The organism is Telluria sp. AIW5 (assembly GCF_056680575.1).
Map to the genome: position 1 here is coordinate 4,800,780 of NZ_CM155289.1, position 26,150 is coordinate 4,826,929.

Below are 26,150 nucleotides of genomic sequence, written 5' to 3' on the forward strand. Positions count from 1 at the left end.
GACGTACGGATTGCGACTTGCATTATGCATCAGTATTTTGCCAGATGTCATACCTTGGCGCCCGGCGTTCCAACCGCCCTCGCCGCTTCGACCCGAAACTTCATCCATGCCCCTGATTCTCTTCAATAAACCCTTCCAGGTCCTGTGCCAGTTTTCGCCGCAGGAGGGCAGGCAATCGCTTGCCGATTACCTCACCATTCCCGGCATCTACCCCGCCGGCCGGCTCGACGCCGACAGCGAGGGCCTGATGCTGCTGACCGACGACGGCGTCCTGCAGCACAAGATTGCCCATCCGGATCACAAGGAAGCGAAGACTTACCTGGTGCAGGTCGACGGTGTGCCGGGCGCCGCCGCGCTGGCCCGCCTGCAGGCGCCGCTCGACCTGGGCGATTTCGTGACCAAGCCCTGCCGCGCGGTACGCATCGCCGAGCCCGAATGGCTGTGGCCGCGCAACCCGCCGATCCGCACGCGCCAGGACAAGCCGACCGGCTGGATCGCGATCACGCTGGAAGAAGGAAAGAACCGGCAAGTGCGGCGCATGACGGCGGCCGTCGGGCTGCCAACGCTGCGGCTGGTGCGCAGCAGTATCGGGCCGTTTTCCTTGCAGACGCATCCGTTGATGCCGGGCGAGTTCGTCGAGGTGCCTGCATCGGCGATAAGGTAGGGTGGGCGCCCCGTGCCCACCGGAACGTGGCGTCATGTCGTCGCGGCGTTGACCGCGCAAACACGGCCGTCACCATGCCGTTTTCCGCGTGGGCACGGGGCGCCCACCCTACAAAAAACCCCGCCGGGCCAATAGCCGGGCGGGGTTTTTCATTACGAGCAAAGCGCTAATCAGGCGCCCAGCGACTCCAGCGCCGCATTGAACGTCTTGCTCGGACGCATAATCGCCTTCACCTTCGCTTCATCGGCCTTGTAGTAGCCACCGATATCAGCCGGCTTGCCCTGCACTTCCAGCAGCTCGGCCACGATCTTCGCTTCGTTCTCGGCCAGGTTCTTGGCCAGCGGCGCGAAGTAGGCAGCCAGTTCGGCGTCTTCCGTCTGTGCGGCCAGTTCCTGCGCCCAGTACAGCGACAGGTAGAACTGGCTGCCGCGGTTGTCGAGCTCGCCGGTCTTCGGCGAAGGCGACTTGCGGTTGTCCAGCAGCTTGCCGGTGGCGGCGTCCAGCGTTTTCGCCAGGACCTTGGCCTTGTTGCTGCCGGTCTTGATGCCCAGGTCTTCCAGCGACACGGCCAGGGCCAGGAACTCGCCCAGTGAATCCCAGCGCAGGTGGTTTTCTTCGGTCAGCTGTTGCACGTGCTTCGGAGCCGAACCGCCGGCGCCGGTTTCGTACATGCCGCCGCCGGCCATCAGCGGGACGATCGACAGCATCTTGGCGCTGGTGCCCAGTTCCATGATCGGGAACAGGTCGGTCAGGTAGTCGCGCAGGATGTTGCCGGTCACCGAGATGGTGTCCAGGCCGCGCTTGACGCGTTCCAGCGTGTAGCGCATCGCACGGACCTGCGACATGATCTGGATGTCCAGGCCAGCCGTGTCGTGGTCCTTCAGGTAGGTGCGCACCTTCTTGATCAGCTCGTTCTCGTGCGGACGGTACGGGTCCAGCCAGAACACGGCCGGCATGCCCGAGTTGCGCGCGCGCGTCACGGCGAGCTTGACCCAGTCGCGGATCGGCGCATCCTTGACCTGGCACATGCGCCAGATGTCGCCTTTTTCCACGTTCTGGCTCATCAGCACTTCGCCGGTGGCGAGGTCGGTGATGTTGGCGACGCCGTCTTCCTGGATCTCGAAGGTCTTGTCGTGCGAGCCGTATTCCTCGGCCTGCTGGGCCATCAGGCCCACGTTCGGGACGGTGCCCATGGTCTTCGGGTCGAAAGCGCCATGCCATTTGCAGAAGTTGATGATCTCCTGGTAGATACGGGCGAAGGTCGATTCAGGGATGACTGCCTTGACTTCCTTCAGACGGCCGTTGGCGTCGTACATCTTGCCGCCGGCGCGAATCATCGCAGGCATCGAGGCGTCGACGATGACGTCGTTCGGCGAATGGAAGTTGGTGATGCCCTTGGCCGAGTCGACCATGGCCAGCGCCGGACGGTGTTCCTGGCAGGCGTGCAGGTCGCGCTCGATTTCTTCGCGCTGCGAGGCCGGCAGGTCGGCGATCTTGTTGTACAGGTCGGCCATGCCGTTGTTGACGTTGATGCCGAGGCTGTCGAACAGGGCGCCGTGCTTCTCGAAGGCTTCCTTGTAGAACATGCGCACGCAGTGGCCGAAGACGATCGGGTGCGAGACCTTCATCATCGTCGCCTTCACGTGCAGCGAGAACAGGATGCCGGTTTCCTTGGCATCGTCGATCTGCTGCTGGTAGAACTCGAGCAGGGCCTTGCGGCTCATGAACATCGAATCGATGATCTCGCCATCCTGCAGCGCGACCTTCGGCTTCAGCACGATGGTCTGGCCCGATTTGGTGATCAGTTCCATCTTGACGTCGCGGGCGCCCTGCACCGTCATCGACTTTTCGCCGTGGTAGAAGTCGCCATGGGTCATGTGCGAGACGTGGGTACGCGAAGCCGGCGACCATGGCTGCATTGAATGGGGGTTCTTGCGTGCGTACTCTTTGACGGCGCGCGGCGCGCGGCGGTCCGAGTTACCTTCGCGCAGCACCGGGTTCACGGCGGAACCGATGCACTTGTTGTAGCGTGCCTTGATCGCTTTTTCTTCCTCGGTCTTGGCGTCGGCCGGGTAGTCGGGCAGGTTATAGCCCTTCTCCTGCAGTTCCTTGATGGCGGCGGTCAGCTGGCCGACCGAAGCGCTGATGTTCGGCAGCTTGATGATGTTCGCATCGGCTTCCAGCGTCTTCTTGCCCAGCTCGGCCAGTGCGTCCGGCACGCGCTGCTCGGGCGTCAGGTTTTCCGGGAAGGCGGCCAGGATGCGGGCCGCGACCGAAATGTCGCTCGACACGACATCGATGCCGGCGGCCTTGGTGAAGGTGCTGACGACAGGCAGGAAGGCGTGGGTCGCCAGCAGCGGCGCCTCGTCGGTCAGGGTATAGATGATGGTCGGATTACTGCTCATGCGCTTTTTCCTCGGTTCTCGCGAACGGTTCGCGATGTGTAAATCTTGATAAGTAACGCCTGTCGTCGTTCGCGGTGAACGCGACGTCCTACGCGGCCCGCCGGTCATGCTACTCCACCTCCACGCGAAGGGGAATGGAGTGCGAAGGGTAGCCCGGCCAGCTTCAACCACACTGCCGGGAGACCTCTTCTACACCCGCAAGTCTTCTATAAGACATAAGACGGCGTTTCACATTATGCACCAGTATTTTACTGTGCGCTACAGCTTTAGCAAGCCTCGGGGTGCTGCGCGGCGCGCGGCTGCGTGAGAACGCGCTAGGATATCGAAGGACGATCACATTCTCCGGAGGAGTTGCCATGACGGTACGCCAGGCCGATGCGTTCATCATTCCCGAACTGCGCGCCCTCGGTTGGGCCGGCTTCCTGCTCGGCTTCGGCCTGGGCGGCTTCTTCGACGGCATCCTGCTGCACCAGATCCTGCAATGGCACCACCTGCTCTCGCTCGTCACCCGTGCGCCCTTCCAGGACATCCGCGTCCAGATCCTGGCCGACGGGGTATTCCACCTGCTGATGTATGTGATTACTTTTGCCGGATTGCGGAAACTGTGGAAGGGGCGGCATCAGTTCAGCGTCCCGGGCAGCGACCGCCTGCTGCTGTCCAACGCGGCGACCGGTTTCGGCGCCTGGCACATGCTCGACGGGGTGCTGTCGCACTGGCTGCTCGGCATTCACCGGGTCCGGCTCGATAGCGAGCACCTGCTGTTCTGGGACCTGCTGTGGTTCGTCGTGTTCGGCGTGGCGTTCGTTGCGCTCGGCTGGTGGCTGCGGCGCGGGAATGGCGGATCGCTCGGCGGCAGGGGCGCTGCGGCGGCACTGGTGCTGGCGGTGCTGGCCGGCGGTCCGGTGGCCGCGCTGCCGCCGCCGGGGGTGGACACGGTGATGGTGTTCTTCAAGCCGGGAACGTCGCCGGCGACGGTGTTTGCCGGGATCGACGCGGTCGACGGCCGCATCCTGTGGTCGGCGCCGTCGGGGGACGTGTGGGCACTCGACGTGAAGGACAAGGAGAAAACCGCCTTCCTCTACCGGCATGGGGCCTGGATGGTCAGCAACTCGGCGCTGGCGATCGGCTGCCTGGCGTGGACGTCGGCATCCCGTTGACCGAAGCGCACCGTAGGGTGGGCACTCGTGCCCACGCGGTTCACCGGTTGATCAACTGCGACATCGAACCCGGTCCGCGACGTCCACGATCCCGGGAAATGGTGCGGCGCGCACGGGCACGAACGCGTGGGCACGAGTGCCCACCCTACGGTGCACATCGGCGACGGGCTCCGGAAACGGAGCCATGACACTCCGAAAGCGGAAAAACCCGCCGGGGCTTGCGCCGGGCGGGTCTTTCTTCCACTGTACTGCCAGCGCGACCTGGGTCGCGCGCCAACCAGCTTATTAAGCCGACAGGGCTTTCAGGGCAGCAGCCAGGCGGCTCTTGTGGCGAGCGGCCTTGTTCTTGTGGATGATCTTCTTGTCAGCGATGCTGTCGATGGTCGAGACCGACGACTGGAAGATGGTCGTTGCTGCAGCTTTGTCGCCTGCCTGGATGGCTTTGCGGACGGCCTTGATGGCGGTACGCAGGGTCGAGCGCTGCGAGCTGTTGTGTGCGTTTTGCTTAACTGCTTGACGAGCGCGTTTGCGCGCTTGTGCGGTATTTGCCATGGAATTTCCTAAATCGGGGTCAAGTTGCGTTTGCAAACATTAGCGAGTCAAACTGGCCCATTCCAGTGCCTGCCAAAACATTGTGTCTGCTAACAGAATTCAGTACAGCCCACGATTATAGCGAAGGAATCCACTACCGGCAATTCATTCTTCATTTTTGCTGCGACAGAAGCTGTCTCCGGGGTGTTGCCCAGCTATAATCTCGCCCCATGAATCTGCTCAAGACCCTCGCTGCCATTTCCAGCATGACGATGCTGTCGCGCGTCACCGGCCTGTTGCGCGAAAGCCTGTTTGCCCGTGCCTTCGGCGCCTCCGCCTACACCGACGCCTTCATCATCGCCTTCCGCATCCCGAACCTGCTGCGCCGCCTGTTCGCCGAGGGCGCGTTCTCGCAAGCCTTCGTGCCGATCCTGTCCGAATACAAGACCCAGCACGGCCAGGATGCAACGAAAGGCCTGGTCGACCATGTCGCCACCTCGCTGGTCTGGGCCACGGTGCTGACCAGCCTGGTCGGCATCATCGGGGCGCCGGTCCTGCTGTACATGATCGCCGGCGGCCTCGAGCGCAACCCGGAAGCCTTCGACGCCTCGGTCCTGATGACGCGCCTGATGTTCCCCTACATCGCCTGCATGTCCTTCGTGGCCCTGGCCGGCGGCGTGCTCAACACCTGGCGCCAGTTCAAGATCCCGGCCTTCACGCCGGTGCTGCTGAACCTCTCCTTCATCTTCGCTTCCCTGGTGCTGGTGCATTTCCTCGAGCAACCGATCTATGCGATGGCGATCGCCGTCTGCGTCGGCGGCCTGCTGCAGGTCGGGATCCAGATTCCGGCGCTCGTGAAAATCGGCATGCTGCCGCGCATCTCCTTCAATCCCCTGTCGGGCCTGCGCGACGCCGGCGTGCGGCGCATGCTCAAGAAAATGGGACCGGCCGTGTTCGCCGTCTCGGCTGCCCAGATCAGCCTGCTGATCAATACGAGTATCGCCGCCAGCCTGGCCGAGGGCGCCGTCTCGGCCCTGCAGTACGCCGACCGCCTGATGGAATTCCCGACCGCGATGCTGGGCGTGGCGCTGGGCACGATCCTGCTGCCAAGCCTGTCGAAAGCCAGCGCCGAGAACGACACCCATGAATATTCTTCGCTGCTGAACTGGGGCCTGCGCCTCACCTTCCTGCTGGCCCTGCCCTCGGCGGTCGGCATGGCGGCGATGGCCGAGCCGCTGATCGCCACCCTCTTCCACTACGGCAAATTCACCGCCGCCGCGATCACCAGCTCGGCCATGCCGCTGATGGCCTATAGCGCCGGCCTGGTCGGCATCATCCTGGTGAAAACCCTGGCGCCCGCCTTTTATGCGCGCCAGGACATCCGCACCCCGGTGCGCATCGCCGTCGGCGTGCTGGTCGCCACCCAGCTGATGAACTTGGTCTTCGTGCCGCTGTTCGGCGTGGCCGGCCTCGCCTTGTCGATTGGCCTGGGCGCCTGCATCAATGCCGGCTTCCTGTACACGGGCCTGCGCCGGCGCGGCATCTACACGCCGCAGGCCGGCTGGGCGGTCTTTTTCCTGAAACTGGCCCTGGCCGTGAGCCTGATGGGCGTCGTCGCCTGGGTCTGCCAGGCGCAGTTCGACTGGGCCGCGCTACGCGCCCGGCCGCTGCTGCGCGCCGCGGCGCTGTTCGGGATCATCGTCCTTTCCGCCGTCACCTATTTCGGCGTGCTGATTGGCCTGGGCTTCCGTCCGCGCGACTTCAAGCGCCGCGCCAAGTAATCAAGGGCGGCCCGGATGTGCGTGATGAACCAATGGTGAGCGGGAGAATTTCAGCGATCCTGATCGATCAGTTCTTCGCAGGCTGAGCACTGACCGGGCCAGGCCTTGCCGTGGCGCGCCACTGCAAGGCAGGCCGTGAGAGGCAGCAACATCCGGCAGCAACATCCGGGATGGGATGAGCAATGTGAGCTCAACGTGCTGGCAGTGCTTCCGTCAGCTGGCAGGTATTCGCCCGGCATGCCGCGACCGGCATCGGGACGACCTGGCAGTTCGAGACCATGCCCGAGCGCTGGTTGCTTGCCTGCTGCTCGCCATGGTAACGCTCGGCCAGGGCCTGCAACTCGGCGGCATTCGTCTTCGCGTTCGAAAAGGCGAGATAGCCGGCCGGGCCGCCGCAGGCCTTGGCGCCCATCGGCAGCACCTCGCACTGGCTGTCGCTGGTGCACTCCGCCTTCCCCACGAGAACCTGGATGCGCTCCAGGGTAGCGCTTGGCGCCGGCGTGGCGCCGGCCCCGACGCGCGCGACGGGTGCGGCGGCCGGCGCAGGCGCCGCGTGTTGGTCGGCCGGCGCATCGGCCCGGGTCGCGCAAGCCGTGCAGGCCAGCAATAAGAGAATGGCAAGTTGTCGCATCAGCTCATCATACGCGCGCAGGCGTACGGGTCAAGCGTGCGCGGGCTGGCGTGGCCGGTCGAGCCAGACTGCCCCGGCAGTGGCGCGCGTACGGCCGGGCGACGGACGAAAAAAAACGGGCATCGCTGCCCGTTTTCATGTGCGGCCCACGCCGGTTACGAACGCTTGTAGATGTCCTCGAAGCGCACGATATCGTCCTCGCCGAGGTAGCTGCCGGACTGCACTTCGATGATGTGCAGCGGCAGTTTGCCCGGGTTCTCGAGGCGGTGGTTCATGCCGATCGGGATATAGGTCGACTCGTTTTCCGACAGCAGCGTGACCTTTTCGCCGCAGGTCACGCGCGCCGTGCCCGACACCACGACCCAGTGTTCGGCGCGGTGGTGATGCATCTGCAGCGACAGTTTTTCGCCTGGTTTCACCGTGATGCGCTTGACCTGGAAACGGTCGCCCGCATCGATGCCCTCGTAATGGCCCCACGGACGGTAGACCTTGGTGTGGTGCAGGTGCTCGGTACGCTCCTTCGACTTCAGGTGGTCGACCACCTGCTTGACGCGCTGGACCTGGCTCTTGTGCGCCACCAGCACGGCGTCGTTGGTCTCGACCACCACGATGTCTTCCAGTCCAACCACGGCCACGATGCGGCTCTCGGCCCGCACCAGCGAATTCTTGACGCCGTCGAGGTAGACGTCGCCGCGCTGCGCATTGCCGTTCTCGTCGTGTGGCTGCACTTCCCACAAGGCCGACCACGAACCGACATCGTTCCAGCCGATATCGGCGGGAACGACGACCGCGTTGGCCGTGTGTTCCATGACGGCGTAGTCGATCGAATCGGACGGGCATGCCGAGAATGCAGCCTCGTCGAGGCGGCAGAAATCGAGGTCGCGGTAACCGGTGCCGATGGCTTTTTCGGCCGCTTCGGCGATGCCTGGCGCGAACTTCGCCAGCTCGGCCAGGTATTGCTCGGCGGCGAACATGAACATGCCGCTGTTCCAGTAATAGCCGCCATCGGCGACGAAGGCTTCGGCGGTGGCCAGGTCCGGCTTCTCGACGAAGCGCTCGACCCGGTAGCAGCCCTCACGGCCGGCCAGGGCTGCGCCGCGGCGGATGTAGCCATAGCCGGTTTCCGGCGACTGCGGCACGATGCCGAAGGTGGCCAGGCCGCCGTCCTGCACCAGGTTCGCGGCGCGGGTGACGGCTTCCTTGAACGCTTCCGTGTTTTCGATCACGTGGTCGGCCGGCAGCACCAGCATGACCGCTTCGGGATCGATCGACTTCAGGTAGTGAGCCGCCGCGGCCACGGCAGGAGCGGTATTGCGGCCGACCGGCTCGAGCAGGATCCCCAGCGGCGTGATGCCGGCCGCGCGCAGCTGCTCGGCCACCATGAAGCGGTGGTCGTTGCCGCAGACGACGAGCGGCGCCATCAGACCCGGCAGGCCGGCCACGCGCAAGGCCGTGTCCTGCAGCATGGTCTTGTCGGCCACGATCGGCAGCAGCTGCTTGGGCAGCACAGCGCGCGACAGCGGCCACAGACGGGTGCCGGCGCCGCCGGAAAGGATCACTGGATAAATTTTCATGCGTTCGCTTTCTATCGATTAATACTTTTCTGGCCTGCGTTTTCTTTGCGGCTACTACGTCGGCGATCGCGTGCGTTCAACCACTCCTCGGAGCTGTATTCGGAGGCGTGCTTCATCTCCCCTGCGCGGTCGACACTATATTCTTTGAACACAATCATTTCGTTAAGTGTTACATCGTGCAACACACGAGTATATTCAAACAATACACTTCTGACAACTTCAGCCCCTTCGCAGATGTGGCTGCCGTGCCCGATCCAGGTCGGTCCGACAATGTGCGCGCCCGCTTCGATGCGCACGCCCGAGCCGATATACACCGGGCCTTCGATGGTCGTGCCGTTCCAGTCGATGCTCGTGTTCAGGCCGACCCACAGGCCCGGCTCGATCTGGGTACCCGGTACGTCCATGTGGTTGACTTCGCCGGTCAGCACGGTTTGCAGCACTTCCCAGTAATCCGACATGGTGCCGATGTCGAGCCAGTTGAACGGACGGCCCTGGGCGTAGAACGGCAGGCCGCGCTCGGCCAGCAGCGGGAACAGTTCCGAGCCGATGTCGAAGGGCACGCCCGACGGGATCAGGTCGACGACTTCCGGTTCGAAAATATAGATGCCGGTGCTGATGAAGTTCGACTTCGCCTGTTCCTGGCTCGGCTTTTCCTGGAACTCGGTGATGCGCCCTCCTTCGTCGGTGACGACCACGCCATACGAGGACACTTTGTCCCATGGCACTTCCTTGGTGATGACCGTGGCCATCGCACCCTTGCGGCGGTGCTCGAGGAGCGCCGCCTTCAGGTCGAGGTCGATCAGGGCGTCGCCGCACAGGACGATCGTCGTGTCATCGAAGAACTGGCCGAACTCCTGGATCTTCTTCATGCCGCCGGCCGAACCGATCGGCTCGGGCACGATGGTGCCGTCGTCGGTCGTATAGCCTTCGAAGGAATAACCGATCTGGACGCCGAACTGCTCGCCTTCCCCGAAATACTCTTCGATCTTCTCGTGCAGCCAGCTGACGTTGACCATGATCTCGGTGACGCCGTGTTTCTTCAGGTGTTCGACCAGGTAAGCCATCACCGGCTTGCCCAGCAGGGGAATCATTGGTTTCGGCAGGTCGTAGGTGAGCGGGCGAACGCGCGTGCCTTTGCCTGCCGCGAGAATCATTGCTTTCATTGAACCGTCCTCATTCTCTATGCTGTTAAGCTTTTCAGCTGTAAAACTTTGTCGGTTTATTTGCGCTTGTTGTACGTGTCTGTCGCCCGATTGGCCTGGCCGGAGGCGCTTCAGGCCTTGGCGGACATCGTCTGGTAGCGCCAGGTATCGGCGCACATCTGCGCAACGTCGCGCGTCGCCACCCAGCCCAGTTCGTCGCGCGCACGGGCCGGATCGGCATAGCACTTGGCGATGTCGCCCGGACGGCGGTCGACGATCTGGTAGGGAACCGGACGGCCGCTGGCCTGCTCGAACGCGCGCACCATTTCCAGCACGCTGTTGCCGTGCCCGGTGCCGAGGTTGTAGGTCACCAGGCCCGGACCCTGCGCCAGTTTTTCCAGGGTCTTGACGTGGCCGATCGACAGGTCCACCACGTGGATGTAGTCGCGCATGCCGGTGCCGTCGGGCGTCGGATAATCGCCGCCGTAGACCGACAGCTTTTCGCGCTGGCCGGTGGCGACCTGGGCAATGTAGGGCACCAGGTTGTTCGGGATGCCGGACGGCGATTCGCCGATCAGGCCGCTTTCATGGGCGCCGACCGGGTTGAAGTAGCGCAGCAGCGCGATATGCCAGTCCGGCTCGGCCTTGATCAGGTCGCGCAGGATGTCTTCGATCATCAGCTTGCTGCGGCCATAGGGATTGGTGGCCGACAGCGGGAAATCTTCGGTAATCGGCACCGAGGCCGGATCGCCATACACGGTCGCCGACGAGCTGAACACGAGCGTCTTGACGCCGAACTTGGCCATCGTCTCGAACAGCACGACGCTGCCGGAAACGTTGTTGTCGTAGTAGCGCAGCGGCTGCGCCACCGATTCGCCGACGGCTTTCAGGCCGGCGAAATGGATCACGGCGTCGACCTTGTGGGCGGCAAAGGCCGCTTCCATGGCCGCGCGGTCGCGGATGTCGGCTTCGACGAAGTCGAAGGACTTGCCGGTGATTTTCTGCACCTGGTCCTGGACCGAGCGCTGGGCGTTGGAGAGATTGTCGACCACGACCACGTCGTACCCGGCATTTTGCAACTCGACGACGGTGTGGGAACCAATGTAGCCCACGCCGCCGGTAACCAGAATCTTCATTGTCGTCACTCTCTTGTAAACAGTTGATGCGCGCCTGTTTCGGCGCTCGGAACGGCGCCTGGCGCCATCCCCCTCTTTGTCCTTCGGCAGCGGTTCTCCGACCGCGTCTTCCCTAATTCGGCCGCGCCCCGGGGAGCGCGCTGTATCCAGTGGCCGCGTACGGGCCCGGCGCGCGGTTCGCGTCGCGGCTGGCCCATCCATGCGACGGCGGGGATTACGCCAGTTCGCGTGCCAGTACCGCCACGATGCGTTCGGCGGCCTTGCCATCCCACAGGTGCGGACGGCGGCCCTGCTTGCCTTCGCCGCGCAAGACCTTGCGCGCTTCCAGCATGATCTTCGCCGGGTCGGTACCGGCCAGCACGTTCGAACCCTCGTCGACCGTGACCGGACGCTCGGTGTTCTCGCGGATGGTGACGCAGGGCACGCCGAGCGCCGTCGTTTCTTCCTGCAGGCCGCCGCTGTCGGTCAGCACCACGGCCGCGTCCTTCCACAGGTTGAGGAAGGCCATGTAGGCTTGCGGACCGGCCAGGGTCACGTTCGGACCGAGGTCGATGCCGAATTTTTCGATGTTGGCGCGGGTGCGCGGGTGCACCGGGAAGATCAGCGGCAGTTCCGCCGCGATTTCCTTCAATGCGCCGGCGATGCGGGCGAACATCACTGGATCGTCGACGTTGCTCGGGCGGTGCATCGTGACCACACCGTATTTGCCGCCATTTTGCTGGGCCGCTGCTTTAAAAGCGGCGGTGTCGAAACCGGAGGTGTCGGCGCGGGTCAGCTTGTCGGCCTGGAACAGGACGTTGTCGACCATCACGTGGCCAACGTAGTGCACGGCCGAATCCGGCTTGCCTTCGCGACGCAGGTGTTCGACGGCCGCCGGTTCGGTGGCGAAGAACCAGTCCGAGATGCTGTCCGTCACCAGGCGGTTGATTTCCTCGGGCATCGACATGTCGCCGCTGCGCAGGCCCGCTTCGACATGGGCGACCGGGATGTTGAGTTTCTTGGCGACGATCGAGCAGGCCAGCGTGGAATTCACGTCGCCCACGACCAGCACCGCGGCCGGGCATTCGGCCATGCAGAGTTCTTCGAAACCGACCATGATCTTGGCGGTCTGCTGGGCATGGCTGCCGCCGCCGGCGGCCATGAAGACGTCAGGTTGCGGAATGCCGAGTTCCTCGAAGAACACGTCGTTCATGTCGCGGTCGTAGTGCTGACCGGTATGGATGATCTTGAACGACAGCGCCTGTTGTGCCTGCAGTGCACGCACGATAGGAGCGATCTTCATGAAATTGGGCCTTGCGCCTGCAACCAGATAAATAAGCATTTTGGACTGTCCTGAAACTATAGTAATTATGGAAACAAATTAGAAAAACGTTATTGTAAACCTGCACTCCACCGGAACGGCGGACGATACGGTTGAGATACGGAGCACGTCGCTGGGCTCCTTCGATTGATAGCAGCGCGAATACCAGCCCAGCGGCGGGTTCTCGGCGCCGCGCACCAGTTCAAGCTTCAGATCGGCCCCGGTCGTGTGCATCTGCAGCGCGAAGCGCTTGCCGCGCACGTGCAGGCCCGCGCTGGTCAGGCGCACGTTCAGTTCTGGCGCGAAATGCCAGAACAGCTCGAGCGGATGCGCCTTTTTCGCGGCCACCTCGTCGCGCACGACCAGCGTGCTGCTGGCCGCGTCGAAGCGCACGCTGCGCAGGTGGCGCACCGGATCGGACAGGCGCGCATAGCCGTCGTGCGAGCCGCGGAAATCGAATTCGTGGGGCGAAGCCGGCATGCGCTCGATGCTGGCGCGCGCCTTGCGCAGCCACATGAAGCGCCCGCCCGAGACCGACTGGTCGCGCCCGTCGACGCGCACCGTGTTGTGGGCCGAGGTACCCCGGAAATAATCGCGCCACTTCTGCCCTTGCCAGTACGAATAGGTACCCGGGTCGACGAGCACCTGTTCGCCCGCCACCGACAGCGTGAGCGACAGGGCGTCGGCGTGGCCGTGGGCGGCGGTGCCGAGGTAGCCGAGCGGCCCGCAGTCGAGCATGCCCTTGATCTCGTTTTCCTCGCCGAAGTGCGAACCGAACAGCAGGTAGCCGCCATCCGGGAAGGCCCAGCCGGTATCGGACTCGTGGGGATCGGCGTCGGGGCGCTTGCCGGGCAGCGCGTGCAGCAGCCAGCGCACGCCCGGATGGCCGGCCGGTTGAAAGCCGAAGACGGTCTCGCCCAGGGCCAGCAACTGGACCGCGCGATCGCTGCCGGCGGCGTCCAGCCGGAACACGCTGCCGTCGTCGCTGTCGCCCACGTTCGGCACATGGCCGCCGACATCGCGCACCGAGCGCAGGAAGCGCAGGGCGCGCTGGAGCACGCTCCAGTAGGTGCGCGAGAAGGCGACGTCGCAGGCCTGGCCGACGAGGCCGGCCACGAACAGGAACTCGGCCGAAAACACGTGGTAGCCAAAGGCTTGCTCGCGATTCACGCCGTCGAGCGAGTACTGCAGGCGCGCCTGCTGCTCGAGTTCGCGCCGGGCCTGCTCCATCCAGCCGCTCGACGCCTTCCAGCAGGGCCAGACCGAGCTGGCCACGAACAGGCCGGCCAGTTCGCCGATCAGGTGGTTGTTGGCCGAGGAGTGGCGCGACAGGTTGCGCGAAATCGTACGGCAGTGGGCGTGGATACTGTCCAGCCAGTCGGCGCGCAGGCGCTGGCCGGATTCGCCGGCGAACAAGGTGCTCGCTTCTCCGCCCACCAGTTGCCACAGCAAGGCCCAGTTGATCAGGCGAATGCCCAGTTCCATCGGGCTGGTCCAGTTGGGCCCGGTCAGCACCGGGCACTGGTCGAGCCAGCTGCGCAGCTGCTGCTCGAGGGCGTGCAGCCAGCGCACGTCGCCGCTCACGCTCCAGGCCTGGGCCAGGCGCACGAGATGCAGGTGGCGGTTCAGCTCCCAGACATGCTTGATGTCGCCGACCAGCTCGGGATTGTCGATCGCGATGTCGTTGGAAAAGACGGACGGGCCCGTCACGCCGCTGTAGGGATCGCGGTTCCAGACGGTCGGCACGCCGACGTCGAAACTGCGGTCGGCGAACAGCACGACGTGGCCGGCGCAGATGCGATCGGCCTCGGCCAGCAGTGCATCGACCTGGACCGGGCTGAGCGCGGGGGCGCCATGGACGTTGAAGGTGCGTGCCCGCGGCAGCGGCGCCGGTGCGGTGCGCGCGGCAGCCCCGCGCGCCATTTTCGAGCGTGCCGCCCGCCGCACGCGGTAGCCGATTTCAGCCACCGACATGCAGCGCAGACGATTCACCCACCACACCATGCGTACTGTTGCGTTCATCAAGCCCTCGTCAAATCGTTATGGATCGCAGCCAGCCGGCTGCCTGCCGCTTCTGTTGAATAGTGCTGCGCCACCCTGGTCCGGATGCGCGGCGCGAAGCCGCGCACGAAACCGGCCCGGTCTTCGGTGAGGGCGATGACGCGCGAACTGCGCTCGAGCGCATGACGGATCCGGCGCCGCGTCACGACGCTTGGCCCCGGCGTGGCGAACTGGCGAGCGCCGCCGCCGTGCAGGTGGAAAATGGTCTGGCAGGCGGCGCAGCGCGCCAGCCACGGCAGCAGCGACTTGCGCGCGAAGCGTGCGAGCGAGGCCGCATGCGCATGGGCGATCGCCAGCGGGCACAGGCAGGCAATCGCCCTTGCAAATCCGTCCGCCACCAGCGCCGCCAGCGCCGCCACCGCGCCCCGCCCTTCCGGAGCGGTGCCGGCCATCTGGATGCGCGGCGCGCGCGCTGTCATGCACGAACTCCGGCGCTCAGGGGCACAGCCAAACTGTTGAAGGGAGACGGGTTCACTATTCTTAATAAAGGCGCAATATTTCGATCATACATCACCTATTGCAGCTTCCGCGCACGGTTCAGCCTTCGGGCGCAACAAATTCGAACTTGCCGTTCGGCCCGGGCAGAATTGCCGGAACCCGCCCCACCGCTAGCTCCCCGCCCGGTACGCGCAGCAGGAAGGCGCGGCCCAAACCCGCCTCCTCGAGCGCCGTGAAGGCCGGGGTGGCGACGCCCCGCCAGCGAAAGCGGCCGTCGTTCGCATACAACACCAGGCCCTCGATCCCTTCAGGGACCAGGTCCACATGGCATCAGGATGCGGTGATAGGCGAGCGCGACCTCGCGCGCCAGGATGTCGTAGGTGCGATGCGCCTGGACCCAGGGCGGGCCGCGTTCGGCGCACTGCGCGGCAAGCGCGGGTTCGCGCAGCAGGCGCAGCGTGGCCTGCGCAAAGGCGTCCGCCTCCATCGGTACGCACAGCCCCGCGCCGCTCTCTTCGATGACGTGGCGCTGGTCGGGGATGTCGTTGGCCACGCCAGGAATGCCGAGCGCCAGGTATTCGACCAGCTTGGTCGGCGACGAGACGTCGAACAGCGCGCCGCGCGGGATCGGCGACAGCCCGACTTCGGCGCGCACCGCATAACCGAGCGCGGCCGCCTGCGGCAGCCAGCCCGTCAGCAGCACATGGTGCCCGAGGCCGCGCGCGGCAATCGCGCTGCGCATCCACACCATTTCGTCGGGCGAAGGCGCCTCGCCGGCGATCACCAGCAGCATCTCGGGCACTTCCCTGCGCAGGCAATCGGCGACCTCGAGCAGGAAGTCAGAGCGGCGCGACCGGGCCACGCGCCCGAGGTAGAGCACGACGCGCCGCCCCGCCAGGCGCGGGTCGATGCTGGGCGCGATGGTGGCGCGGTCGAACAGGCCGGCATCGCCCCCCATCGGCACCGGCGTCATGCGCGCTCGCGCGATGCCCAGGCCGGCGAGCCAGTCGCGCATCGCCTCGCTCTGCACGAACAGGTGGTCGGCGGCCGGCAGCAGCAGCCGGTAGACGAGCCGGCGTGCGATGCGCGCACGCAGCGCATGGGCCAGCCAGGCCGGGCCGCGGCCATGCAGCGCAAGCGCATCGCGCCGCGCCTCGAAGCCCTCGACGAGCGGGAAGGACATCCAGTAAATAAACGGAATGCGCAGGAGGCGCGCGGCCAGCAGGGCGAGCAGCGCGCTGGCGACCTTGTCGCGCACCTGCATGCAGTCGGGCCGCGTGTGGCGCCAGGCGCGGAGCAGCCCGAGCCCGTCCCAGAGGGGCGCGCGCAGGCTGGCGAAGCGGCTGCGCAGGTTGCCGACGATGTGCATGCCGCCGGCGCGCCATGGCACGCCCCCGGTGCCGCCGCGCTGCCCCACCAGCTCGGTGTGCACGCCGTGGCGCGGCATCTCGGCGCCGAACAGGGTCGCGACGTCCGCGCACAGCGGCGGCAGCGGGTCGCGAACGATGAAGGCAATCGAAAATGGACGGGTGCGCATGGGAGCCTTGTCGGGGTGTCGCAGTCGATACTAGCGCAGGGCCCTGCCAAAATGCCCGTACCCGCCCTCGCGTGCGGGGCGCGCGATTGAGGTCGATCAAGGACGAGTAGCCACACGTTGCAGGCTACCCTGCCCTGGCGGCGCTGCCCCTGCCTGCGACGCCGCCGGTGCGCATGAGTTCCGCCGGCGCGTTTGACGCAAGGGAAGAAGCGCACCGATGCCGGTGCTACCGTTCGAGAGGTGGAGTCAGCACTTGCAGGCGCCGGGAAGGGACTCGGGAGTAATCAGGATGTGCGCCGGGGCGCAGCCTGATGGCGGGACGCAGGGCGCGTCCGCCGTCGATGGAGCGCCACAGGCACAGTGCCCGTGGCGTGTCGTCGCACTTGCTGCCGCCGCAGGCGCGGCAGCGGCTTTACATCAGCCCTCGCCGCGCGAGCGCGCTTCGATCTTTTCCCAGCGCTCAAGGGCGTCGAGCAGCAGGTCTTCGATCTCGGCGAAGCGGGCGTTGATGCGGCGTGCGTCGGCCGGGTTGGTCTTGTAGAAGTCCGGCGCATTGAGCTGGGCGGTGATGGCCGATTGCTCATCCTCGAGCGAGGCGATCAGTTTCGGCAGTTCGTCCAGCTCGCGCTGCTCCTTGTAGCTGAGCTTGACCTTTTTCGCAGCCGTGTCGGGCGCCGGGGCTTCCGCGGCCTTCACAGGCGAGCTCTTCGTTGCGGCGGCACTTGGCTGCGGCGCGGTCGCCTTGACGCGTTCCCAGTCGCTGTAGCCGCCGACATATTCGCGCCACAGGCCCTCGCCTTCGGCAACGATGACCTGGGTTACGACGTTGTCGAGGAAGGTGCGGTCGTGGCTGACGAGGAAGACGGTACCCGTGTATTCCTCGAGCAGCTCTTCGAGCAGCTCCAGGGTGTCGATATCGAGGTCGTTGGTCGGTTCGTCGAGCACGAGGCAGTTGGCCGGTTTCGCGAACAGGCGCGCCAGCAGCAGGCGGTTGCGCTCGCCGCCGGAGAGCGACTTGACCGGCGAACGGGCGCGCTCGGGAGCGAACAGGAAGTCGTTCAGGTAGGTCATCACGTGCTTGCGCTGACCGTTGACTTCGACCCAGTCGCTGCCCGGCGCGATGGTGTCGGCCAGGCTCGCCTCTTCGTTGAGCTGGGTGCGCATCTGGTCGAAGTAGGCGACATTGAGCTTGGTGCCCAGGCGCGTGGTGCCGCCGTCCGCGGTTTCCTCGCCGAGGATGATCTTGAGCAGCGTGGTCTTGCCGGCGCCGTTCGGGCCGATCAGGCCAACCTTGTCGCCACGCAGGATGGTGCCGCTGAAGTTCGACACGATCACCTTCTCGCCGTAGCTCTTGGAGACGTTCTCGAGTTCGGCCACGATCTTGCCGGAACGCTCGCCCATGCCGACGTCGAGCTTGATCTGGCCCTGCGTGTCGCGGCGCGCCACGCGCTGCAGGCGCAAGGCCTCGAGGCGGCGCACGCGGCCTTCGTCGCGGGTACGGCGTGCCTGCACGCCCTTGCGGATCCACACTTCTTCCTGGGCCAGGAATTTGTCGAACTTGGCATTTTCGACTTCTTCGTTGGCCAGCAGTTCGCGCTTGCGTTCCTGGTAGGTCGAGAAATTGCCGGGGAAGGACAGCAGTTTGCCGCGGTCGAGTTCGATGATGCGGGTAGCGACGTTGTCGAGGAAGCTGCGGTCGTGGGTAATGAACAGGACGGAACCGCGGAATTCGCGCAGCAGGCCTTCCAGCCACATGATCGACTTGAAGTCGAGGTGGTTGGTCGGCTCGTCGAGCAGCAGCACGTCCGGCGCCGAAACCAGCGCCACGGCCAGGGCGACGCGTTTCTGCATACCGCCGGACAGGGTGCCCATTTTCGCATCGGCGTTCAGGCCGAGGCGGTCGAGCGTGGTGTCGACCTTGTTGCCCAGGTTCCAGCCGTCGGTGGCGTCGAGCTTGACCTGGATAACGTGCATGCGCTCCATCAGCGCATCGTCGTCGCCCTGGCCGAACTGGCCGGTCAGCGCTTCGTATTCCGCGAGCATGCCTTGCAGTTCGCCCATGCCTGCGGCCACGGCGTCGAACACGGTCGACTCCGGATCGAAGGTCGGCTCCTGCTCGACATAGGCAATTTTGATACCCTGCTGCATGACAAGCAGGCCGTCGTCGAGCTTGAAGCGCCCGGCAATGGTTTTGAGCAGCGAGGATTTGCCGGTGCCGTTACGCCCGATCAAACCGACGCGCTCGCCGGTTTCGAGGGAAAAGTCCGCATGGTCGAGCAACGCGACGTGACCGAACGCGAGTTGCGCGGACGAGAGAGAAATGACAGCCATAATCTGTGAGCAGGCCACGCGCGATGGGCTCGACGAGCGTGCTCGGAGACATGTGGCGCGGCGGGGAAAGGTGAAAGAAGCCGCCATTGTACCGATTGCGGAGGCGACCCTTCCAATAGTCTTCCAAATTAGCGGCTTTCGTCGCCATTGACCTGTCTTTTCGGCGCCATCGCGTCGGGTCGCAGGCCCTCGGCGATCCGGCGTTGCCACTCGACCAGGGCCCGGTTCCAGACCCGGCGTGCGGTCCCGCCACGCATGCGAAGTCATCGCACTGCGCGAGGGAGCGTCGAGGCGAATGCGATGGGCCAACAACATGGGAGGTGTCCCGCCCGAGCGCTGCGAAGTGTTCAAACCACTCAAAGCCAAAGCCGGTCAGGCGGATATGCAAGCAGGCGTTGCGGGCGACCGGCATGAACCGGCCCCGGCGCTCCCGGCACTGCAGTGCCTTGACCGGGGACGGGAAAAAAAGTGGTATCGCCAGCGGGAATCGAACCCACATCTAAGTCTTAGGAGGACCTTGTACTATCCATTGTACGATGGCGACACACAACCGTGAATTATACAGGGATGGCAACTATCTGGGAAACGCTGGCACCCCGAGGAGGTGCACAGATGGTCGCCTACCCACTCCCTGGCAAGCAAGGGCTGTAAAAGATACGTGATGCGGATGTTGAAACTATCCTTTGGACGATCGTGAGACACGCCCCCCACAAGACTCGGCTGAATAAGGCAGGGCTCGTGTCCGAATGTCAGACCAGCCCCCCGAATGCGCAAACGCCTGCAACCGACCCATTGCGGGCCTGGCCAACAGCTTCCCATGCAGTCCTGTAGGCCTAAACAACTGAGCCTCCCCGCTCACGCGTATAAGTGCCGACCGCTTTGCCGTATATCTCAGTTTCCGCTTCATAAGTCAGGCCAAGGCGCCTGGCAACGCGCAGCGATGATTCATTGGCTGAAGCGATGAGAGCCCGGACTTTTGGTTCGCGCCGGATCTCGAGCGCATGGTTCAAGGCTGCCGCCGCCGCTTCGTTCGCGAATCCCTGGCCCCAAAAGGCACGATAGGTATTCCAGCCAAGCTCCATCACCGTGGATTCCTCGCGAAAGAACGCGCCAACACTCCCGACGAGTTGACCAGTCTGCTTTTCCTCGACAGCCCACCATCCGGCGCCATGTATGAGCCATAATCCTGCTTGTGAACAGAAGATTCGCCATGCAGCCTGGCGGTCAGCCGGAACCAGGTGGGCCGCGCTTACAGGGTCGGCGCAATGCGCTGCGAATGCGTCAAAGTCCTCCCGTCGATATTCACGAAGCATGAGTCGTTCCGTGTGGAGGTATGGAACAGAAGTGATGAATTCGCTATTCATGAGCTGGATTCCATGTACTGGTGCCAGACAAGCCGTCCATTGTCGGCTACAAGCGAAGGTCCGTTCCTGGCGCGATTGCAGACCTTCGTAAAGGCTCAGTGTACGAAGAGAATGCCATCAAGACAAGTTCCAACCGTCATGCGATGACGCTCAAGCAGGACGAAGTGCGGTAGCGACCGTGGTACGCCACGAATTCATCAACAACAAAAATCCTTTCGTATCGACGCCTTGGCTGAGCTCCAAACGGCAATCGAACCCAGTCGGGAGGACCACCCTGCTCCGCCCCGCCGCGCACCCTCCATGCGCGAGCGGCTGCGCCCGCTACTCAAGGCCCCGCGCCCCGCGCGCAGGCGTTTTCCCATCCGCGCTATCATCGCCACTCCCGAGCCTGCCTGGAGTGCGCGAATGTTCGAGTTCATCACCGGTTTCCTGCAACATGGCGGCTATCTCGGCCTGTTCGCGCTGATGGCGCTCGAGAACATCTTCCCCCCGATCCCCTCCGAAATGATCATGCCCTTCGCCGGCTTCGTCGTCGCGCGCGGCAAGCTGAACCTGGCCGGCGTGCTGCTGGCCGGCACCGCCGGCTCGGTCGCGGGCGCCCTGCCCTGGTATTACGCGGCGCGCTTCTACGGCTGCGAGCGCCTCAAGCGCATGGCTGGGCGCCATGGACGCTGGCTGACGGTGAGCCCGGACGACATCGATACCGCGCTCGCCAGCTTCCGCAAGCATGGGCGCAAGGCGGTGCTGTTCGGACGCTTGATTCCCGCCGTGCGCACGCTGATCTCGATTCCCGCCGGCCTTGGCAACATGTCGCTGGGACAGTTCTTGTTGTATTCGGGTATCGGCTCGCTGGCCTGGACCGGCCTGCTGACGGCGGCCGGCTTTTTGCTTGAGACTAACTATCAGGAAGTGGCGAAGTATGTCGATCCGGTGTCGAAGGTGGTGCTGGGCGCGATGCTGGCCTGGTACCTGTACCGTGTGATCACCTACCGTGCGCCGGCCAAGAGCGAGCGCCGGGAAAAGGAACACGAACCGGGATGAACGCGCTTTAAGCCCCGTCGCGCCCGCTGCGCAAGGATGCCGCGCGCGACGCCACCGCCGCCTGCGCCGCCGCCAGCGCCTGCGCCACCGGCGCCGCCTGCGGCGCCGCTTCGACCCGCGCCAGCGTCGTGGCCGCCGCGTGCAAACCGAGCATCACGCAGCCTTCGCGCAGGCGCCGCAGGCGTTCGCTGGCGAACGCTGCGTCGCCCTGCGCCAGGGCCGTCTCGATCACCCCGCCGGCCTCGGCCAGCTGCCGCTCGAGCCCGCCCAGGTAGAGCGCGAGGCGGGCCGCATCGATGCCGAGGCGCTGGGTGCTGGCCGCCGGCGCTTCGTCGTGTTCGAGCGCCATCAGGTGCGGGCGCAGGCTTTCGATCCGGAACGGCTTGACGACATAGCCGTTCGCGCCCAGGGCGTCGGCCTCGCCGATCGTCTCACCGTCGTTGGCCGCCGACACCAGCACGAATGGCAGGTTCGACAGCTCGGGCCGGGCGCGCACGCGGGCCAGCAATTCGGTGCCCGACAGGTGGGGCATGCGCAGGTCGCAAAACACGATCGCCGGGCGCAGGCCCGCTTCGAGCTGGCGCCAGGCGTCGGCGCCATCTTCCGCTTCCAGGATTTCATATGTGCCGCAGCTGTCGACCAGATGCATCAGCATCATGCGCGACACCACGTCGTCGTCTACCACCAGCACCTTCATCGCGGCCCTCGCCAATTTGTTGCTTTGAAGAACATTATACGTCGCTCGCCCACATCAGGCCGGAAGCTGTTCAAACGTGCGCAGCATGGCCTCGAGTCCCGGCAGCGCGGCCAGCACCTCGGCGTGCAGGCCGCGGTCGGCGGCCACTTCGAGCCCCGCGCAGATGGCGACCAGCTCGTCCACCCCGAGATGGGCCGCACTGCCGCGCAGGCCGTGCAGCACGCGCGCGCAGCCTTCGACGTCGCCGGTCTCGAGTGCCGTGCGCAGTTCGGCGCGGCGGCGCGGCAGGTCGGCGGCAAACGCGGCGCGCATGCGCGCGTGCAGCAGCGCGGCCCGGTCGACCGGCGGCGCCGGCGCGAGCCCGCCGGCGCCGTCGATCCCGAACATCGCGTCCAGTTCGGCCACGCTCGGCCCGGCCTGCGGCATCGGCGGCAGCTCGATTCCGCGCTGCAGCTGGCGCTCTATGGCCCGGCTCAATTGATCATGCAGCGCGGCTTCGTCGATCGGCTTGGCCAGGAAGCTGTCCATGCCGCAGGCGAGATAGCGGTCGCGGTCCTCGTCGCTGGCATTCGCCGTGAGCGCGACGATCATCACGTGCTGGTCGAACACGGGCGCGTCGAGCGTGCCGCCGGCGCGGATCAGGCGGGTGGCGGTGGCGCCGTCGATCTCCGGCATGCGTCCATCCATCAGGATGATATCGAAGCGGGTACGCGCGCAGGCCGCCACCGCCAGCGCGCCGTTCTCGACGACTTCGATCTGGTGGCCCATTTCCTCGACCATCATGCGGGCGATAATCTGGTTCGTGGCAAAGTCCTCGGCGCACAGCACGCGCAGGCGGTGGGTGTGCGGCATGCGCGGCGCCTGCTCGACCGTCGGCGGCTCGACGCCATCGCGCAGCGGCAGCACGAAACTGAAGGTGCTGCCCCTGCCCTGGGTGCTCGTCACGCCGATCGTGCCGCCCATCAATTCCACCAGTTGGCGGCAGATCGCCAGGCCGAGGCCGGTGCCGCCGTAGCGGCGCGTCGTGGTCGTGTCGGCCTGCTCGAATTTCTGGAACAGGCGCGGCAGCGCCTGGGGCGCGATACCGATGCCAGTGTCCTGCACCGAAAAACGGATCATGTGCTCGGTTCCCGGCAGCTGGTCTTCGCCGCGGCGCTCGACCCGCAAGTTCACCTGCCCGCTCGGCGTGAACTTGAAGGCATTGCCGACCAGGTTGATCAGCACCTGGCGCAGGCGCGTCGGGTCGCCCACCACGAAGCGCGGCAGGTCCTCGGCCATCCCGATCGCAAAGTCCACGCTGTGCGCGGCCGCCTGCTCGGCGAACAGGCCGACCACGTTGTGGATCGCCGCGTCGAGCGCGAAGTCGATGTTTTCGATGGTCAGCTTGCCCGCTTCGATTTTCGAAAAATCGAGCAGGTCGTTGATGATCGCCAGCAGCGACTCGGCGTTCGCCTGGCCGCGCTGGATCTGCTCGCGCGTGCTGTCGCGTACGCCGCTGTCGCGCAGCGCGAAATTGAGCATGCCGATCACGCCGGCCAGCGGGGTGCGCATCTCGTGGCTCATGTTGGCCAGGAATTCCGATTTCTGGCGCGCCGCATCCTCGGCGCGCTGCTTGGCCAGCTGCAGGCGCTGCTCGTTTTCGTACAGCGCACGGTTGGCCTCGGCCAGTTCAGCCGTGTTGCGGCTCACCTCGCGCTCGCGCTCGCGCAATTCCTCGGTCTGGCGTTCGAGGCGGCTGTTTTGCAGGGCAATTTCCCTGGTGCGCGCGTTGACTTGCCCCTCGAGACGTTCCTTCTGGCGGCTCAAGCCGCGCACGCGCAGGAAATAACCGGCGTAGCAGGCGCCGAGCAGCAGCAGCGCGGCGGCGCTGCGGAACCACCAGGTGCCCCATACCGGCGGCTCGACCGTGATGGCCAGCGTGGCCGGGGTCTCGCTCCAGACGCCGTCCTTGTTGGCGGCGCGCACCTGGAACACGTAATGGCCCGGCTCCAGGTTGGTATAGGTGGCAAAGCGCTTGCTGGCGTCGGCATACACCCAGCCCTGGTCGAAGCCCTCGAGCTTGTAGGCGAAGCGGTTGCGCTTGGGCGCGGCGTAATGCAGCGCCGAAAATTCGAGCGAGAACACCGAATGCTTGTGCGAAAGCGTGATCGCACGCGTGTTCTCCACCGGCCCCTTCAGGAGCCATGGATAGGCCTGCTGCACCGGCCGGTTGAAAATCTGGATGCCGGTGATGACGGCCGGCGGCGCGATGCCGTTGTTGCGCAGCGCGCGTGGGTCAAAAGCGGTGATGCCGTTGAAGCCGCCGAAATACAGGGTGCCGTCCGGCGCGCGCAGGGCCGAGCCGTCGAAATAGGCGCCGTCGATGGTGCCGTCGGCCGCCATGTAGCTGCGCCAGCTGTTCTTGGCCGGGTCGAAGCGCGACAAACCGTTGGTGGTGCTGATCCAGATGACGCCGTCGAGGTCTTCCAGGATCGCCGCCACCGAGTCGTCGACCAGGCCGTCGCGCGTGGTGTAACGCACGAAGCTGACCGAGCCGTCGGCGGCGGTGACCATCTTGTCCAGGCCGCCGGCGGTGCCGACCCAGACGTTGCCGGCCCGGTCTTCCAGCAGGGCGTGGACCTCGTCGTGGCTGAGGCTGCTCTGGTTGTATTGTTCGTGGCGGAAATGGCGGAAGCGCTTGTTGGCGCGGTCCAGCAGGTCGAGGCCGTTGAAGGTACCGATCCAGGTCCGGCCGCGCCGGTCTTCCAGCACCGGGCGCACGATGTCGTCGGCCAGGCTGGCCTGGCGGCCCGGGTCGTGGCGCCAGGATTCGAGCGCCCCGCTGCGCGGCTCCATCCGGTGCAGGCCGCCCCGGGTGGCGATCCAGATCGCGCCGTCGCGGCCGAGCGTCAGCGCGCGCACGTTGTTGGCCTCGGCGTCGCCCGGCACCAGCACCCGGCGCGTGAAGCGGTTGCTGGCGGCGTCGAAACGGGTGATGCCGGCGCGCCCGCCGATCCACAGGATGCCGTCGCGGTCGCGCACGAGGGCATTGATCGAGGGGTCGATCGGGCTGTTCGGGTTGCCCGGTTGGTGACGCCAGATGCGGTAGGCCTCGGGGCCGGTTTTGGCCGGGTCGAACAGCTGCAGGGTGTCGGCGCTGGCCAGCCACAGGCGGCCACTGCCGTCGTTGTCGATGGCGCGCACCCGGTTGTCGGCGGGAATGCCAAAACCGTCGTGCTCGCGCACCACGCGCGCGAAGCCGCCGCTGCTGAGGTCGACGCGCGAGACGCCGCCATACCAGGTGCCGACCCAGAAGGTGCCGACGCGGTCGCGGAACAGGGAGGCGATGTGGTCGTCCGCCGGGCTGTGCTTGTCGGTGACGACCCGCCGGTGCGCCTCGAAACGGTCCCGCGCCGCGTCCCAGCGGTACATGCCGTCGTCGTGGCCGCCGACCCAGACCTGGCCCTTGCCGTCGTCGTACAGGGCGGCGATCCAGACGCGCCCGATGCCGTCTTCCGGGCCGTAATGGCGCAGCGTCGGCTTGCCGGCGCCCAGCGTCATGCGCTCGAGCCCGTTCAGCAGGCCAATCCACAGGTTGTCGGCACCGTCGAGCAGCAGCGCGTGCACGGTTTCGGGCCCGCCCGTGCCGAGCGGGTGGTGCTCGAAACGCTGCATCGCCGGGTCCAGGCTGTCGACGCCCGAGCCGGTGCCGATCCACAGGCGGCCGCGCTTGTCGAGGGCGAGCGCGTTGATGTCGTCGTCGGCCAGGCTGCGCGGGTCGCCGGGAACACTGTGCCAGGTCGTGAAGCGCCCGCTGGCGATGTCCACGTGCTGCAGGCCGTCGGCGGTACCGAGCCAGAGGCCCTCCTTGCCGTCGTCGACGATCGCGCGCACATGGCGGTTGCCGTTGCCGCGCCGGCCCGACTCGTCGTCCGGCAGGTATTGGCGGAAGGTCTGGGCCTTCGGGTCGTACAGCGCCAGGCCGCCGTCGCTGCCGATCCACAGGCGCCCTTTGCCGTCCACGTGGAGCACGCGGATCCAGGTGCTGGGCAGCGTCGTCGGGTCGCCGGCGGCGTTACGGAAATTGACGAAGCGGTAGCCGTCGAAACGCGACAGCCCGCTCTGGGTGCCGAACCACATGAAGCCGTCGCGGTCCTGGGCCATGGCCAGCACCGTCTCCTGGGCCAGGCCATCCTCGACGCTCAGGTGTTCGAAGCGCAGCGTCGGCGCCGGCCCGGCGAAAGCCGGCGCGCCGGGGCAGCCGGCCAGCGCCAGCAGCAATGCGCACAGCAGCGCCCTCATGCGGTAACGACGGAAACGCGTGATGCCCTGCCCGCTCCGTGGGGGCGCATGCAGGTAAGGAAGGGAATGCGCGGTGGCC

Annotated in this window: 19 protein-coding genes and 1 tRNA gene; 4 read left to right on the plus strand and 16 right to left on the minus strand. The window is 65.7% G+C overall.

Going from position 1 to position 26,150, the window contains the following annotated elements; genetic code table 11:
- Positions 1-106: 106 nt before the first annotated feature.
- Entirely contained in the window at positions 107-664 is a 558-nt protein-coding gene (locus AC1MEM_RS21245; RefSeq protein ID WP_499473924.1) for a pseudouridine synthase, read from the plus strand.
- Positions 665-834: 170 nt separating this feature from the next.
- On the opposite strand, the gene AC1MEM_RS21250 is transcribed toward AC1MEM_RS21245, so the two are convergent.
- Entirely contained in the window at positions 835-3,069 is a 2,235-nt protein-coding gene (locus AC1MEM_RS21250; protein WP_499473926.1) for an NADP-dependent isocitrate dehydrogenase, read from the minus strand.
- 356 nt (positions 3,070-3,425) lie between these two features.
- Between AC1MEM_RS21250 and AC1MEM_RS21255 the strand changes: the two genes are divergently transcribed.
- Positions 3,426-4,226 (plus strand): DUF2243 domain-containing protein, encoded by an 801-nt coding sequence (locus tag AC1MEM_RS21255; protein ID WP_499473928.1) that lies wholly within the window; start codon positions 3,426-3,428, stop codon positions 4,224-4,226.
- 285 nt (positions 4,227-4,511) lie between these two features.
- Here AC1MEM_RS21255 and rpsT read toward each other — a convergent pair whose 3' ends face one another.
- The gene (rpsT, locus tag AC1MEM_RS21260; protein WP_110846758.1) at positions 4,512-4,778 is read right to left on the minus strand and encodes a 30S ribosomal protein S20; all 267 of its coding nucleotides are present in this window, start codon (positions 4,776-4,778) and stop codon (positions 4,512-4,514) included.
- A 209-nt stretch (positions 4,779-4,987) separates the two neighbouring features.
- Here rpsT and murJ point away from each other — a divergent pair, with 209 nt between their 5' ends.
- Positions 4,988-6,538 (plus strand): murein biosynthesis integral membrane protein MurJ, encoded by a 1,551-nt coding sequence (gene murJ / locus AC1MEM_RS21265; RefSeq protein ID WP_499473930.1) that lies wholly within the window; start codon positions 4,988-4,990, stop codon positions 6,536-6,538.
- A gap of 190 nt (positions 6,539-6,728) precedes the next feature.
- Here the strand turns inward: murJ and AC1MEM_RS21270 are convergent, their stop codons facing one another.
- The 12 genes from AC1MEM_RS21270 to AC1MEM_RS21325 form a co-directional block, all read right to left on the minus strand.
- Positions 6,729-7,169, minus strand: coding sequence for a hypothetical protein (locus AC1MEM_RS21270; RefSeq protein ID WP_499473932.1), 441 nt, complete (start codon positions 7,167-7,169; stop codon positions 6,729-6,731).
- 155 nt (positions 7,170-7,324) lie between these two features.
- Positions 7,325-8,743, minus strand: a complete 1,419-nt coding sequence (locus AC1MEM_RS21275; RefSeq protein WP_499473934.1) for a mannose-1-phosphate guanylyltransferase/mannose-6-phosphate isomerase — start codon at positions 8,741-8,743, stop codon at positions 7,325-7,327.
- 11 nt (positions 8,744-8,754) lie between these two features.
- Complete coding sequence (locus AC1MEM_RS21280) at positions 8,755-9,906, minus strand: nucleotidyltransferase family protein (RefSeq protein WP_499473936.1); 1,152 nt, start codon at positions 9,904-9,906, stop codon at positions 8,755-8,757.
- Between the two features lie 110 nt (positions 9,907-10,016).
- On the minus strand, positions 10,017-11,021 hold the full coding sequence (gene galE / locus AC1MEM_RS21285) for a UDP-glucose 4-epimerase GalE (protein WP_499473938.1): 1,005 nt from the start codon (positions 11,019-11,021) through the stop codon (positions 10,017-10,019).
- 214 nt (positions 11,022-11,235) lie between these two features.
- Positions 11,236-12,303: a non-hydrolyzing UDP-N-acetylglucosamine 2-epimerase gene (wecB, locus tag AC1MEM_RS21290; RefSeq protein WP_499473939.1), complete on the minus strand. Its 1,068-nt coding sequence runs from the start codon at positions 12,301-12,303 to the stop codon at positions 11,236-11,238.
- 78 nt (positions 12,304-12,381) lie between these two features.
- Positions 12,382-14,343, minus strand: coding sequence for a heparinase II/III family protein (locus AC1MEM_RS21295; protein ID WP_499473941.1), 1,962 nt, complete (start codon positions 14,341-14,343; stop codon positions 12,382-12,384).
- Positions 14,343-14,801, minus strand: a complete 459-nt coding sequence (locus AC1MEM_RS21300; RefSeq protein WP_499473942.1) for a hypothetical protein — start codon at positions 14,799-14,801, stop codon at positions 14,343-14,345. Before AC1MEM_RS21300 ends, AC1MEM_RS21295 begins: the two co-directional genes overlap by 1 nt.
- A gap of 118 nt (positions 14,802-14,919) precedes the next feature.
- Positions 14,920-15,144 (minus strand): hypothetical protein, encoded by a 225-nt coding sequence (locus AC1MEM_RS21305; RefSeq protein WP_499473944.1) that lies wholly within the window; start codon positions 15,142-15,144, stop codon positions 14,920-14,922.
- Complete coding sequence (locus AC1MEM_RS21310) at positions 15,128-16,357, minus strand: glycosyltransferase (RefSeq protein ID WP_499473946.1); 1,230 nt, start codon at positions 16,355-16,357, stop codon at positions 15,128-15,130. Before AC1MEM_RS21310 ends, AC1MEM_RS21305 begins: the two co-directional genes overlap by 17 nt.
- A gap of 417 nt (positions 16,358-16,774) precedes the next feature.
- The gene (locus AC1MEM_RS21315; RefSeq protein ID WP_499473948.1) at positions 16,775-18,688 is read right to left on the minus strand and encodes an ATP-binding cassette domain-containing protein; all 1,914 of its coding nucleotides are present in this window, start codon (positions 18,686-18,688) and stop codon (positions 16,775-16,777) included.
- Positions 18,689-19,157: 469 nt separating this feature from the next.
- A tRNA-Arg gene (locus AC1MEM_RS21320) sits at positions 19,158-19,232 on the minus strand.
- Positions 19,233-19,521: 289 nt separating this feature from the next.
- Positions 19,522-20,052 (minus strand): GNAT family N-acetyltransferase, encoded by a 531-nt coding sequence (locus AC1MEM_RS21325; RefSeq protein ID WP_499473950.1) that lies wholly within the window; start codon positions 20,050-20,052, stop codon positions 19,522-19,524.
- Positions 20,053-20,457: 405 nt separating this feature from the next.
- On the opposite strand from AC1MEM_RS21325, the gene AC1MEM_RS21330 reads away from it, so the two are divergent.
- Positions 20,458-21,093, plus strand: a complete 636-nt coding sequence (locus tag AC1MEM_RS21330; protein ID WP_499473952.1) for a DedA family protein — start codon at positions 20,458-20,460, stop codon at positions 21,091-21,093.
- Between the two features lie 7 nt (positions 21,094-21,100).
- Here AC1MEM_RS21330 and AC1MEM_RS21335 read toward each other — a convergent pair whose 3' ends face one another.
- The gene (locus AC1MEM_RS21335) at positions 21,101-21,778 is read right to left on the minus strand and encodes a response regulator (protein WP_499473954.1); all 678 of its coding nucleotides are present in this window, start codon (positions 21,776-21,778) and stop codon (positions 21,101-21,103) included.
- 66 nt (positions 21,779-21,844) lie between these two features.
- On the minus strand, positions 21,845-26,071 hold the full coding sequence (locus AC1MEM_RS21340) for a hybrid sensor histidine kinase/response regulator (RefSeq protein WP_499473956.1): 4,227 nt from the start codon (positions 26,069-26,071) through the stop codon (positions 21,845-21,847).
- Positions 26,072-26,150: the final 79 nt, after the last annotated feature.